Raw genomic sequence first — 13296 nt, forward strand, 5'->3', positions numbered from 1 at the left:
CAATCTAACTTGAGGGGGATTTTTATTTTAGTAGTCCATTAAAGTGAAGATATCGTATCCTTCAATTTGAGCACGACCATTTAAATCTGTTAATTCGATTAAGAAAGCTGTTCCTACAACAATTCCACCTAATTTTTCGATTAATTGAATCGTCGCTGCAATGGTTCCACCGGTTGCTAGTAAATCATCACAAACCATCACTTTTTGACCTGGTTTGATAGCGTCTTTGTGAATTTGCAAAACATCTGATCCATACTCTAAACCATAGCTAACTTCAACTGTTTCTCTTGGCAGTTTGCCTTTTTTACGAGCAGGAGCAAAACCGATTCCTAATTCATAGGCCACTGGGCAACCTACAATAAATCCACGAGCTTCTGGTCCAACGATCATTTCAACGCCTTTGTCTTTTGCGTATTTTGCAATTTCGTTAGTTGCATAACGATAAGCTTCTCCGTCTGCCATTAAGGGTGAAATGTCACGGAAAATAATTCCTTTTTCAGGGAAGTCTTTTACATCTGCAATATATTGTTTTAAATCCATCTATAAATCCTCCATTCAAATTTTACGAGGCTTCATTAATTTGTTGTTTTAACCAGATTTCTAATTCTGCAAAATGGCTGTACAGCAAGATTTTTTCGGCTTCTATTTGATTTAGTCGTTTTTGGTAATTTTCTGCATCAGACAACTCTTTTTTTGGAGCATCTTTGACATAGTTCATTACGCCATTGTCTATTGTAACAAATCCTAGTTCAAAAAACACGTTAATCATGAAAATTAATAAGTTATCTTTGATTTTTAGATAATTTGCTAAAATAGACAGCTTATGTCGAATATCAACATCTTTGTGTGTGGCTACGAATTTAAATAATTCTCCAAATTGTGTTCGGCTTGGCATCCCATTTAGGTAACTTTCTGATTCACTAAAAAAGGCAGTAACTAACTTTTCTGGTGTATTTCCCCGAATCGTTGACGAAATCCATTCTAATTCGTTTGGACAATCGATAAATACAAAGGTTGAATGTTGCGTTTTAAAAGCTTCAGCATCTTCTTTGGACTCAATCAAAACACTTTCACTGCCCATTGGAACTTTATCATTATGAGTTTGGTAGCTTTTCTTATTATAAAATAGATAACAAGCTGCGCCTTGTACCCAAAGACCTGCTGCTAAATTGCTCCCTCTCAAATCAACAACTTGAAGTCCGTCCATTGCAATATCTTCAAGCATCAACTGAGGCTTACGGTTGCCATTCCATTCATTTATAGAAAGCTTCCCTACCAATGACACTTCCGAATGGTTATTAATTTCATCAGCAACTGTGCCTAATTGAAATCCAATCACGTCTAAATTCACATTGTTTTTTGTTGCTTTGAGTTTTAAATGGGCATTGTTGCCACCAATTTTACGTATATCTTCTGCCTGAACATGTTCAAGTAAGAAAACAGGCTTTGGATTGTCTGTACCAAATGGCGCTAAACTAGCCAATTCTTCAATCGTTGCAACGGTGATATCTGTTAATTCAATCGTTTCATCAATTACTAGTTCTTCATTCAAGTTTCCGACTAAATCATGCGTTAACGCATACTGATTTAGTTGTGTTTGTAAGGTCTCAATATGTTCAATTGGCAGTGTTAGACCTGCTGCCATATGATGTCCACCAAAATGGGTGGTTAAATCTCGGACTTCATTAATTGCATCATACAAGTTATACGCGCTAATGCTCCGTCCAGAACCTTTAGCGATTCCATTTTCAGTGTCAATATTCAACACAAGTGCGGGTTTTCCTGTGGCACCAACAATTTTACTTGCAACAATTCCAAGTACACCTTCGTGCCAATCGGACTTCGCTAATAAATACACAGGCGGTGTTTCTTTCATTTCTGCAATCATTTGGAAGGCTTCTTCTGTAATTTTTGCCACAAAGGCTTGACGCTCTTCATTTTTTGTATTAATAAAGGTTGCAAGCTCGATTGCTTCTTCTTCATCAAAGGTCGTTAATAAAGCAACTGCTGGCCCTGCTTCACCTAAACGACCGACAGCATTTAGACGAGGCGCGATGGTAAAGCCAATCGTTTCTTCTGTAATGGTCTCTTTTTCTATTCCTGCAACTTTTGCTAATGCTAAAAAACCTAATCGTTCAGAAACTTTTAACATTTCTAGCCCTAAAATCACTAACGCTCGGTTCTCATCCGTCAATGAAACTAGATCAGCAATAGTTCCAATCGCTACTAGATCTACTAGTTCAGTTGGAAATTCGCCTAATAATGCGGTTGCTAGTTTGAAGGCAACACCTACTCCAGCTAATTCACCAAAAGGATACGCTCCTTGTGGATGTTTTGGATGAACAATTGCATATGCCTCTGGCAAAATCTCTGGCATTTCATGGTGATCCGTTACAATCACATCAATTCCTAATTCCTTAGCTTTAGCAATTGCTTCGTGACCTGAAACCCCATTGTCACACGTCACAATCAATTCCGCTCCCTCTTCAATCAATCTTTCAAAAGCTTGGACATTCGGTCCATAACCATCTGTAAATCGATTTGGAATATAGAAATCTACTTCACCACCAAGCATTTCAATCGTTTCTTTTAAAACAGCCGTACTTGTTACGCCATCAGCATCATAATCGCCATAAACGACTATTTTTTGACCATGTTCAATTGCTTGCGTAATTCGTTCAACGGTTTTTTCCATATCATACATTAAAAATGGATCATGAATCCAAGTTTCATCTGGTTTCAAAAAATGCTGTGCTTTGTCTTTTGTGTCCAAACCACGATTAACTAGTAAAGTCGATACTAACGGAGAAGTCGAAAGTTCTTCGCTTAAAGCTGTAATCGCTGCTTCATTCGTTTGTGGTTGATTTAATTTCCAGTTCATTCGAGATTTTAACAATCTAATCACTCCCAACTTATTTAGTATACCAAATTTTTAGAAAATAAAGTAGTTGAACTCTTGATTTTTTCGCTTTTTAATTCTTAGCCGTTTATTTCTAATTGCAAATCATTTCGTTTAATTTTATACTATGATTAACTAATAAAATCAACTAAAGGGGCTAATGTGATGACGTGGAAAATAAAAAGATTTAATGAATTAACAACGACTGAACTTTTTCAAATCTATCAAGCTCGAGTGAACGTTTTTATTGTCGAGCAAGAATGTTTTTATCCAGATGTAGACGATAAGGATTTAATCAGCATCCATGTGTTTAATGAACAAAATGGCCAGATACAGGCTTATGGACGCATCATTCCAAGTCAAGAAAAATTAATGTTTGGCCGTATTTTAACAGTGAAAGAACAACGTGGGACTGGCTTAGGCAAAGAGTTATTAACGATTATTTTAAAAACAATTGATGATAAATTTCCAAATCAAGCCGTTGAAATTCAAGCACAAGCTTATTTACAAAAGTTCTATAGTCAATTTGGCTTTGAACCAATCAATGGCGAGATTTATTTAGAAGACGAGATTCCTCATATTGATATGATTAAAAAATAAAAAAACCTTCAGTTAAGCAATTTGTTCGTTGCTTAACTGAAGGTTTTACTTTAATTATTTTTTGATAATCCCAAAAGGCTTGCCGATTGGTAGGAACGTAAAGCCAAAGTGTCCATTCAAAACAGCTGCTGCTGCGCCATAGAATGATAAAATTGAAATTAAAAATTCCGCAACTGCTGCCATCATGTGGAAGAAGTCTGTTGCAATTCCAAAAGTTGACATAAACAATCCTAGGAATAAAAAGTCAATTAAAAAGAAAATAAAGAATAAGACCTTGTTTGTTTCTAAAGCTCCCACGGTCATAAAGACTGTGAAAATAAAGTAGCCAAGGAAAGCAAAACCTAATTCATTTGGATCGAAAGAAGATTGTAGTACTTCTCCAAACAAACCATTTTGAATCATCCAGCTCATTCCTGTTCCTAACCAAAATAATCCATAACCAGCAAAAGCTGTTGCGCCAAATACGTTATTATGTTTTGCATCATAGTTAGAAGCAATCAACTGAGCAATTCCGCCTAAGAAAATTGCCCATGGCAACACGCCACTTACGTTTTCTGTCCAGCCTAATTTTTGAGATGAGGCTACTAAAGTAACCATTGCTAAACCAAACAATCCAATCGCTGTCGGATCAATTATAACTTGTTTTACGTGATGTTGCTCGTTTTTCATTAATGATATTCCCCTTTATTTAAAATTGCCAACCTGTATAAAATACCATCTAAGCTACTAAGAGTCAATTCTTTTTTTTACCCTTCAAAACCCCGATGAAATAACTAATCTTTCCATCATTTTTAACTAAAAAAAGCAACTTACATTTAATGTAAGTTGCTTTTGTTTAAAAGGTTTTATTTAGAACTTCAAAAACTTCAACTGAAAGTTCTTTATGCTTATTAGTTGGATTAAACCAAATGTCATTCCATGCATCCAGACTGCGTTCATAGATAGTCCGCTCATCATAGTCACTAAGCGATTCATAATAAATATCAAGAACGACAACCGTTTGATCTCCTTTACTTCGTTTAAATTGATTGATTCCTAGATTATTCACAATTCCATTAAACTCAGAACTTGCAGATTGTTGAAACTTCTCCATTAATTCTGGTAAATCAGATGTTTTTGTTTGATACGTAAACACCACTTTAATCATAGTTGAATTCCTTCTTTCAATTAAAGCGTATTTTCAGTTGGCGGTGTTGTTAGTTTTGTAACTAATTCTTGCTCTAAACTATCAATTTTTTTCTTGTTTTCTGCTAATGCGATTTCTTTTTCTGCAAGCTTGTTTTCATACTCCGCTTTTAAACTTTCAGTACGCTCAGCTACTTTTTGATCAAATGTCGTCAATTCTTTTCCTTGTTGCTTCACTTGTTTTTTTAATTGTATACTTGATCCCGTTGAAACTAAAACTGCTGCAATCGCACCAACAAATAATGAACCTAAAATCACCATGATTAATGGCCACTCAACTTTTGTAAAGCCAAAATTCACAGGTACTTCTGAAACATTTAAAATAGCAAATAACGCAACGATTAGTACTAAAATAATACCAACAACTAGTCTCCATTGATTTTTCATCAGCTACACCTCTTTTACTAAATTTAAAGAAAAATTCTTCTATTTAAGAATAACTTTATTTGAGCAATTTGTCTAATAGTATTCATTAAGAACTTAAAAACCCATTTAAATAAACGGGATTTTCTATAATTATTATTTGATGGATTGGGAATCGCAAGACTGTTTTTAACTTTTCAGGTGCCACTCTTTTAGGGTCAGACACATAAATTTCTTTATGCTGATGACCGACTTTTTTTAAATTCATTTCTTTACAGTAGTCATCCATTTTATTAAAAGAATGAATCTCATCTGCGTAGCTACCAACATGCATCATTTGAAGATTTCGCCCTTCCTTTATCGTTTCAAATTGAATTCTGTCCACTAATTCAGTAGCTAGGGAAGCTAATCGTGTGCTTTTAATTTCAGAAACCAATTCAGTAGTTACAAAATCAGGCTGGCGAATCATTATCTTATAAATCAACTGATCCAAGTTTAATGGTTGCTCTGCTGTAACAGGGACTTTAGAATCCCAAAATCCTTCTAATGGAAAAACCGTATAATCATAGTATCCATCAGGAATTATCCCTTTTTTTGGCAACATTTTTATGGTATATGAAACCTTATAAAGAGCTGCTACTGCGTTGGAAAAAGAGGCCATATTTGGATTCCCTTCTCCTTTAATTGTTAAATAACTCAATTCAGGAACTTCCACTATCGTCGGGCTCTCTTTTGGTAAATAGAGACTTTTTTCTTTTTTTCGCCATTCATACTTCATAAATAGTCATCCTCTTTTCTTTATTTTATGTTAGTATAAACCTTCTCATTGTGGCAGAGTCAACCAAAAAAATCTCCTGATTCAATTGAATCCAGAAGATTTTTAGTCTTTTTTATTTATTGTTAAAAAGAGTCCCTGCTAGATAATCCCCTACATGTGGAAATAGGGTATACATTTTCCCAGCAAATTCCATTAATTTAGGCATATTCAATTCACGACGAGGTACATTTATAATCCCAACAATTCGTTTAGCTACAATCGTTGGATCTAAAACTAATAAATCAACTTTCTTTAAGTATTCGCCAGTTTCATCCGCAATATCAAAGAAATTCGTTTCAATAGGTCCTGGATTAACCGTCGTTACGTAGACACCCAGTGGTTTCAATTCTAAGCGCAATGCATTTGAATAACCTAAAACCGCAAATTTTGTTGCCGAATAAATTGAAGATTTTTGGGTAGCCATTTTAGCTGCTTGAGAGGCAATATTAATGATATGCCCTGCACCACGATCGGCCATTTCGATGGCAACTAATTGCGTCATGTACATTAAACCTAATACATTCACTCTAAACATTTTCTCAGCAAGATCCATATCAAAAGTCAGGGCTTCTTCAAAATGACCAAAACCTGCATTATTAACTAACACATCAATTGCTCCAACTTCATCGTGAATTCGTTCTACTACTTCTTTAATGTTTTCAGGATTCGCTACATCTAATTGAAAAGCAAAGGCCGGTGCACCGGATAAATCCTCACAATTATGGCGTACTTTACCTAATAAGTTAATTCTTCTAGCACAAACGACGACGGTTGCATTTTGTCTAGCAGCCGCATAAGCGATTTGCTCCCCTAAGCCACCCGATCCACCTGTAATGACAACAACTTTTCCTGTTAAATCGTTTCTATTTGTTCCCATGCTTCGTTCATCTCCTTTATTATTTATCCGTTCTTGTTAACGGAATGATAATTTCATCAAAATCTTTCACCACATAGCTGTTATCAAAAATCGTCTTCGCTTCTTTTTGAAGTTCTACTACGTCTTTTCCTAGATAGCGAGCGCTAATATGAGTTAGTAATAAACGTTTAGCATTCGCTTCTTTAGCAATTTCTGCAGCGTCAAAAGTTGTTGAATGAAAATAATTGCGTGCCATTTTTCTGTCTTCCCCATCAAAGGTACTTTCATGTACTAGCACATCGGCATCTTTTGCTAAAATAGCACTATTTGGATGTTTTCTAGTATCTCCTAAAATGGCAACAATTCTTCCTTTTTGATCTTTACCGACATACTTTTTCCCATCAATGACTTGACCGTTCTCTAAAGTAATTGTTTCCCCTTTTTTTAATCTACCATATAATGGTCCAAAAGGCACACCGATTGCTTTTAGTTCCTCTACTTGGAGCATTCCTTTGTGATCCGCTTCTTCAAAACGGTAACCAAATGATTGGATACCATGATCCAATTCTAAACAACTTACTTTAAATTGCTGGTCTTCAAAAAGAACCCCTTCTTCGTAGATTTCGTGAAAATTTAAAGTATATTTCAAATGAGTTCCTGAAATTTTTAAACTAGTCAAAATATAATCTTTGATTCCTTTTGGTCCATATACGGTTAATGGACTTTCGCCACCTTGAAACGAGCGACTGCTCAATAAACCTGGCAATCCAAAAATGTGATCGCCATGTAAATGAGTGATAAAAATTTTATCGATTTTTCGTGGTTTTAAAGTAGTATTTAATATTTGCTGTTGCGTGCCTTCGCCGCAATCAACTAACCAAACTTGATTGCGTTCTTCTAATAATTTTAAGGCAATGCTTGTAACATTGCGATGCTTTGCTGGTACACCTGCGCCAGTACCTAAAAATAATAATTCCATAGTCATTATCCTATCTGTTAATAAATCAACGTTTAATCTGTTTATTTTGTGGGTGCTTTTTTTACTTCTTCAGTTAAAACTGTTTTGGCAATCAATTGAGCATAATGTTTCGCGCCCTCTTCATTTGGATGGACGCCATCGTTATAAAACCAATCCGTTCTGTCTTTACTATATTGATTCCAGTCAATCAAATGAACATTTTTAAATCGTTTACTAGCTGAAACTAACCCAGCATTTACACTGTTTTTCCAATTTTTAGGAACTTGCGTATTAACCAAATAAATCGGCGTATTGTTATCGATTGTGTTTAATAGTTCGTCCATTTGGCTATCTGTAAAAGCACCATTTGTCCCTAATTCTAATATCACTGGACTTCCTAATTTTCTTTCTGCTTTTAACCGTTCGATAACTGGGGCTGTATTATACAATTGGCGCCCAACCTCTCCATCAATTGTTCCTTTTGGAAAAATCACTTGTAACGGCTCGACAACACTTAGCATGACAGAATCGCCAATAAATGTAGCATTCATTTGACTAGCTGTTTCCATTTCTGCTGGAGTTATCCCCTCTACAAGCGGAACAGTTTCTTTCGGTTTAGTTGCTGTTGATTTTTGTTCCTCAAGTTTCGCTTTATTGGTAGCTATTTTTTCTGCTAGCTGTGTGGATGATTTATTTTCACCTGTGGGCGCCATTATAAAGCCTACTGTAGAAATTAGTAACGTGAAACAAATAAATGCAACACTTCCTTTTTCAAGCCATTCCCTGAGACCTGATCCATTCAATAAAGAATGCCATTTTTCAACAATCACTTGCCAATTCAAAATGGTTTTGACATTTAATTTTTTAAAAGGCATTTCAATTAAACTATATGAAGCTTCTGTCATTAGCACAATCAAAAATAACTGAATTAGTAAATGCCTCATTGGATGGATACTTGTATCTCCAATCTTCACTTCGTACAAAACCATCACTGGATATTGCCATAAATACAACCCATAGCTCCTTTGACCAAGCCATTTGAAAGGTTGCATACCTAAAAAACGAGACAGATAGGTAGCAGGATGGGCAACAATTCCAATTAAAATACCACTGACTAAACTAAACAAAAACATCCCACCATAATAAGCAAATGTATTAGTTGCCATTACCGTCGTCATCATAAAAATCAATACTGCCAATGCTACAAGTCCAACAGATTCTAAAATCAGTTTCGCCTTCAATGGAACGTCCGCTTTTAATTTGGTACTTGGCCATACAAAAGAAATGGCTGACCCAATCAAAAGTGAAAAGGCTCTGGTATCTGTTCCATAATAAACTCGACTTGGGTCCCCATTTGGCACAAATAAAATAGCCATTAAAAGAGCAGAAATAATAGACAATCCCATAAACAAGTAAAATATATGACTATTCTTCTTAATCGTAATCGTTGCTAAAACAACAATTACTGGCCAAACTAAGTAAAATTGACCTTCCAAGGCAAGAGACCAAAGGTGAACAAAGGGGGAGGGTGTTGCAAAGCGATCAAAATAAGACTCTCCTTGAATAATTTGCCACCAATTGTTTAAATACAACAAGCTGCTAATAATGGCACCTCTAATATTTAACAGAAGCTCCCGTTGAAATAACGTAATCCAACCTGTCACTAAAATTAACATAGCTAACAACGCTGGATAAAGCCTATTCAACCGTCTCTTCCAAAACTGTTTTAAACTGATCTTTTTATTTTGTTGAAATTCTTGAATAAGTAAGTCTGTAATCAGGTAGCCCGATAACACAAAAAAAATGGGAACTCCTAAAAAACCTCCCGGCAAGATATGCGGCGTTAGGTGATAAAAGATGACACCCAAAACGGCGATTGCACGTAAGCCATCTAAGCCAGGCATGTATCGACTTTTTTTTAATCTTTTATGATTTTCCATTCGTATAATAAACTCCTTTAATACTTTGCACGATGGATTTTTATAAATAAAGTCATCCAACAACTTCCCTTATTTGTAAGTGTGCGTCATCTATTATTTTATCAAATATTCAAGCAATAAGCGACCTTCAAAAGGCTATGAATGAACGAAAATTTTAATAAGGATGGCAAATGCCTTATTTATCAGTAACTTCAGAGTTCTTAAATAAAAATTAAATTAATTAAAGTCTTTAGTTCACTTGCCCTTCCCCTATTTAAGCTAACTTTAAATGGAGAATTGGATAAGCTCTGCCTTCACTGTCAACAGCATCTCGGCCAACTTGAATAAACCCATTTTTTAAGTAGAATTTTTTTGCATTGTGATTTTGTTCATTGACGTCTACTTTTTTTATTGAAAAGTCTTTAATTAGTTGGTTTAAAATTTGTTTTCCATAGCCTTTACCGATAGAATGTCCATCTAAGAAAAGCATCTCTAAATAGTCTTCTTGAAGCGCTGAAAAACCAACAACTGCATGATTTACAAACCAAATTTGAATGGCTAAATGTGGGAAATAATTTGGGATTTCTAATTTAATCGCTTCGCGATCTTTAATTGATAAAAAAGGATGGGTCGCTATTACAGATTGCTCCCATATTTTTAAAATCAACGGATAATCTTCTTTTGTGGCTTTTCTATAGTCCATTTTTCAGTCCCCTTCTAAATAAAAAGCTGAACTCTATAAATTACATAGAGTTCAGCTTTTAGCATGCTATTTTATTCCACAAACTCAAATTCATATTTCATAATGCGGACAAGATCGCCATCTTTGGCGCCCATTTCACGCATTTCTTCATCGATTCCCATCGCACGTAATTGTCTTGCAAAACGCATCACACTTTCATCGGTTTCAAAGTTCGTCATCTTGAATAATTTCTCAAGTTTTTCGCCACTAAGAACCCAAGCTGCGTCACTATCACGAGAAATTTCATAGCCTTTTTCTTCTGGCGTATGTTTGTACATAACCGTTTCGTCCTCATCCACCAATTCATAAAGTGGAAACTCAGGCGTTACTTCAAGAACATCTGCTGTCGCACTTAGTAGGTTGTTTGTTCCTTTGTGACTAATTGCTGAAATTGGGAAAACAGGAATATCATCTTCAAACTCATCTTTTTTAAGAGCTTTTAGTTGTTCCTTGAATTTCTTCAAGTTTTCTTCAGATTCTGGCATGTCCATTTTATTGGCTACAATTAATTGTGGGCGTTCCATCAAACGTAAGTTGTACGTTTCTAATTCTTTATTGATGGCAACGTAATCTTCATACGGATCACGTCCCTCGCTCCCGCTCATATCGATAACATGTAAAATGACACGAGTACGTTCAATATGACGTAAGAATTGTGTTCCTAAACCAATTCCTTGCGAAGCTCCTTCAATCAATCCTGGTAAATCGGCCATAACAAAGCTACGTCCATCTTCTGCTTGCACCATTCCTAAGTTAGGAACTAATGTTGTAAAATGATACGCACCGATTTTTGGGCGCGCTTTTGAAACGATTGATAAAATAGTTGATTTTCCAACAGATGGGAATCCAACAAGTCCAACGTCAGCTAATACTTTTAATTCAAGCTCAATATGACGTTCTTGTCCTGGTTCACCATTTTCAGCGATTTCTGGAGCAGGGTTTCTAGCAGAAGCAAAACGAATATTGCCACGTCCACCACGTCCACCTTTTGCCACAACTAATTCTTGACCATCAAGAACTAAGTCACCTAGTACTAAACCAGAATCCATATCCTTCACTGTCGTACCTTGTGGAACTTTAATATACGTATCCCCAGCGCCACGACCGTGCATTCCTTTGCTCATTCCTTTTTCGCCATCTTCCGCTTTAAAACGACGTGTAAAACGGAAGTCCATTAACGTTCTCAAACCTTCATCGACTACAAAAATAATGTTTCCACCATTTCCGCCATCTCCACCGGCTGGTCCACCATCTGGTACATATTTTTCGCGACGGAAAGCAACCATCCCATTTCCACCTGCACCTGCTTTAACACTAATTGTCACTTGATCTAAAAACATTGACATCATTTATTTCCTCCTCATTTTATGAGTTTGTGAGATTTTCATCTAATTATATATAAATTCATGCTTATCATTGGACTTTTGTGAATAATCTAAGTGTTACATTTGTTCCAAGATGTAATTTAAGATGCGATTTTATCATCACGAATCCTCTAAAAATGAGATATTGTTCAGTATATCCCACATTCGTCCATGTTCTATTGTACTTGTGAATAGAAGCTTTGTCTATAAAGATTCCTTAGATTTATCATTTTTTTATAAAAACATTTGTTCATTTAAAAATATAAAGAGCTCATTCATCGCTTTGATGAATGAGCTACCTGTTATTTATTTTCGATTAATTTAAAGTTTGACCATGGTTTCAAGAAGTCTAATAAAAATAATTCATCCTCGCTAATTCGGCCTACAACGTTCACACGTCCAGTATTTTTCATTTCTTTCAAAGCGATTTGACACTCACCTTTGTATTGTCCAAAATCAACATTATCAACTAATAAGTCTCCTTTAATCATATCACGAGTATCATGTGGTGGAAAAGCTTCGTCTTTATATTTGATACGAGTCATTGTTGAACGTAAAATATATGCCGAACGATCGCCTCGATAACTATGAAGTTCATCAAGAATCACCTTACGTTCCACTTCACTGATGGTCGCATCTAAATCAACCTTAACAGATGGATAAGGGGCATTGAACGCTTCTGCCATTGCTTTTAATTCAGCTTCAGAAGCATAAGCATTTCCGATAATGATGTCATCAATCAAATCAGTTAATACATAATGTTTAACTTGTGTAGCAATCTCTAAATCACGATGATCTTCTAATGTACAAAGACCGTCTTGGGTTGGCCAAGGACCAAAAGTAGCCTCATGAGAATTTACAAAGGCTGCAGTGTTAAGATTGTGGTTTCGGTATTGATTTGAACAAAATACAAAATGATTGTATTCCAAACCAGAATAGCGATGTGGATAAAAATTATGGGACCCTAATAAGTTTTCTCGATTTGGCGAGTAACTCATAATGCTTTCAATATAATTGGTTCCAGAGCTCATGTTTACTTCAATTTTGATGCCATAAGGATTACGCGTCATACGTGCTTCTTCTTGACCAGTAAAACCTAGATCTAAACGAATGCCGTATGCTCCCATTTCATGAAAAAACGATAAATCATCGTAGGATATTTTTAATTGTTCAAAAAGAGCGGGATTAATATCCACCATAACTTCCATATCCAAACTGTTTGCGTAAGCTATCACTTTTTTAAAGCCATTTAAAACGGCATCGCCATCACCATCGACTTCTAATAAACTTGTAAAAACACGTTTGTAGCCATACTGATGTGCTAAATCTAAATATTTTTTATCTTGTTCAAAAGTTGAACGTTCTGGATAGATTGAAACTCCTAATTTTCCCATATGATTGAGACCCTCCATACTTCAAATAGATGATTTTTTAAAACCACCCTCATTCATTTACTCTTTTAGTATAGCAAAAGAAAACACTTTCATCTAGCGACTTTTTAAAAGTTTTTGCTTTTATGATAGCGCTTTTCAATTGGTATGATAGCCACTACAAGAAGTGCTTAAACTGAATTGTTTCGCTTTAAAAAAATTG

Annotated in this window: 13 protein-coding genes; 1 reads left to right on the top strand and 12 read right to left on the bottom strand. The window is 35.4% G+C overall.

Annotation, left to right across the window (positions count from 1 at the left end; all coding sequences use genetic code 11):
- Positions 1-27: 27 nt before the first annotated feature.
- Positions 28-540, bottom strand: a complete 513-nt coding sequence (locus AC07SW_RS09915; RefSeq protein ID WP_034570089.1) for an adenine phosphoribosyltransferase — start codon at positions 538-540, stop codon at positions 28-30.
- Between the two features lie 22 nt (positions 541-562).
- Entirely contained in the window at positions 563-2896 is a 2334-nt protein-coding gene (recJ, locus tag AC07SW_RS09920; RefSeq protein WP_135023209.1) for a single-stranded-DNA-specific exonuclease RecJ, read from the bottom strand.
- A 168-nt stretch (positions 2897-3064) separates the two neighbouring features.
- On the opposite strand from recJ, the gene AC07SW_RS09925 reads away from it, so the two are divergent.
- Positions 3065-3499: a GNAT family N-acetyltransferase gene (locus AC07SW_RS09925; RefSeq protein WP_494632804.1), complete on the top strand. Its 435-nt coding sequence runs from the start codon at positions 3065-3067 to the stop codon at positions 3497-3499.
- A 54-nt stretch (positions 3500-3553) separates the two neighbouring features.
- On the opposite strand, the gene AC07SW_RS09930 is transcribed toward AC07SW_RS09925, so the two are convergent.
- The 10 genes from AC07SW_RS09930 to AC07SW_RS09975 all read right to left on the bottom strand — a co-directional run bounded on the left by AC07SW_RS09930 (position 3554) and on the right by AC07SW_RS09975 (position 13097).
- On the bottom strand, positions 3554-4168 hold the full coding sequence (locus AC07SW_RS09930) for an acetate uptake transporter (protein WP_074402887.1): 615 nt from the start codon (positions 4166-4168) through the stop codon (positions 3554-3556).
- A gap of 166 nt (positions 4169-4334) precedes the next feature.
- Entirely contained in the window at positions 4335-4646 is a 312-nt protein-coding gene (locus tag AC07SW_RS09935) for a hypothetical protein (protein WP_135023211.1), read from the bottom strand.
- A gap of 20 nt (positions 4647-4666) precedes the next feature.
- Positions 4667-5071, bottom strand: a complete 405-nt coding sequence (locus AC07SW_RS09940; protein ID WP_034570102.1) for a LapA family protein — start codon at positions 5069-5071, stop codon at positions 4667-4669.
- Between the two features lie 85 nt (positions 5072-5156).
- The gene (locus tag AC07SW_RS09945; RefSeq protein WP_135023212.1) at positions 5157-5825 is read right to left on the bottom strand and encodes a GyrI-like domain-containing protein; all 669 of its coding nucleotides are present in this window, start codon (positions 5823-5825) and stop codon (positions 5157-5159) included.
- A 112-nt stretch (positions 5826-5937) separates the two neighbouring features.
- On the bottom strand, positions 5938-6741 hold the full coding sequence (locus tag AC07SW_RS09950; RefSeq protein WP_034570109.1) for an SDR family NAD(P)-dependent oxidoreductase: 804 nt from the start codon (positions 6739-6741) through the stop codon (positions 5938-5940).
- A 19-nt stretch (positions 6742-6760) separates the two neighbouring features.
- Positions 6761-7699: a ribonuclease Z gene (gene rnz / locus AC07SW_RS09955; RefSeq protein ID WP_135018446.1), complete on the bottom strand. Its 939-nt coding sequence runs from the start codon at positions 7697-7699 to the stop codon at positions 6761-6763.
- Positions 7700-7740: 41 nt separating this feature from the next.
- Complete coding sequence (locus tag AC07SW_RS09960) at positions 7741-9618, bottom strand: acyltransferase family protein (protein WP_494632807.1); 1878 nt, start codon at positions 9616-9618, stop codon at positions 7741-7743.
- Positions 9619-9871: 253 nt separating this feature from the next.
- On the bottom strand, positions 9872-10300 hold the full coding sequence (locus AC07SW_RS09965) for a GNAT family N-acetyltransferase (RefSeq protein WP_034570118.1): 429 nt from the start codon (positions 10298-10300) through the stop codon (positions 9872-9874).
- Positions 10301-10371: 71 nt separating this feature from the next.
- Complete coding sequence (gene obgE, locus AC07SW_RS09970; protein ID WP_034570120.1) at positions 10372-11685, bottom strand: GTPase ObgE; 1314 nt, start codon at positions 11683-11685, stop codon at positions 10372-10374.
- A 320-nt stretch (positions 11686-12005) separates the two neighbouring features.
- Entirely contained in the window at positions 12006-13097 is a 1092-nt protein-coding gene (locus AC07SW_RS09975) for a DUF871 domain-containing protein (protein WP_034570122.1), read from the bottom strand.
- Positions 13098-13296: the final 199 nt, after the last annotated feature.

It is taken from the genome of Carnobacterium sp. GW821-FHT04C06, from assembly GCF_059420345.1.

What these genes read in the sequence shown, in the direction of transcription:
- AC07SW_RS09950 (WP_034570109.1), bottom strand. Translation starts at nt 6,741, where the DNA reads ATGGGAACAAATAGAAACGATTTAACAGGAAAAGTTGTTGTCATTACA.
- AC07SW_RS09945 (WP_135023212.1), bottom strand. Translation starts at nt 5,825, where the DNA reads ATGAAGTATGAATGGCGAAAAAAAGAAAAAAGTCTCTATTTACCAAAA.
- AC07SW_RS09940 (WP_034570102.1), bottom strand. Translation starts at nt 5,071, where the DNA reads ATGAAAAATCAATGGAGACTAGTTGTTGGTATTATTTTAGTACTAATC.
- obgE (WP_034570120.1), bottom strand. Translation starts at nt 11,685, where the DNA reads ATGTCAATGTTTTTAGATCAAGTGACAATTAGTGTTAAAGCAGGTGCA.
- AC07SW_RS09930 (WP_074402887.1), bottom strand. Translation starts at nt 4,168, where the DNA reads ATGAAAAACGAGCAACATCACGTAAAACAAGTTATAATTGATCCGACA.
- rnz (WP_135018446.1), bottom strand. Translation starts at nt 7,699, where the DNA reads ATGGAATTATTATTTTTAGGTACTGGCGCAGGTGTACCAGCAAAGCAT.
- AC07SW_RS09960 (WP_494632807.1), bottom strand. Translation starts at nt 9,618, where the DNA reads ATGGAAAATCATAAAAGATTAAAAAAAAGTCGATACATGCCTGGCTTA.
- AC07SW_RS09975 (WP_034570122.1), bottom strand. Translation starts at nt 13,097, where the DNA reads ATGGGAAAATTAGGAGTTTCAATCTATCCAGAACGTTCAACTTTTGAA.
- AC07SW_RS09935 (WP_135023211.1), bottom strand. Translation starts at nt 4,646, where the DNA reads ATGATTAAAGTGGTGTTTACGTATCAAACAAAAACATCTGATTTACCA.
- AC07SW_RS09965 (WP_034570118.1), bottom strand. Translation starts at nt 10,300, where the DNA reads ATGGACTATAGAAAAGCCACAAAAGAAGATTATCCGTTGATTTTAAAA.
- AC07SW_RS09925 (WP_494632804.1), top strand. Translation starts at nt 3,065, where the DNA reads ATGACGTGGAAAATAAAAAGATTTAATGAATTAACAACGACTGAACTT.
- AC07SW_RS09915 (WP_034570089.1), bottom strand. Translation starts at nt 540, where the DNA reads ATGGATTTAAAACAATATATTGCAGATGTAAAAGACTTCCCTGAAAAA.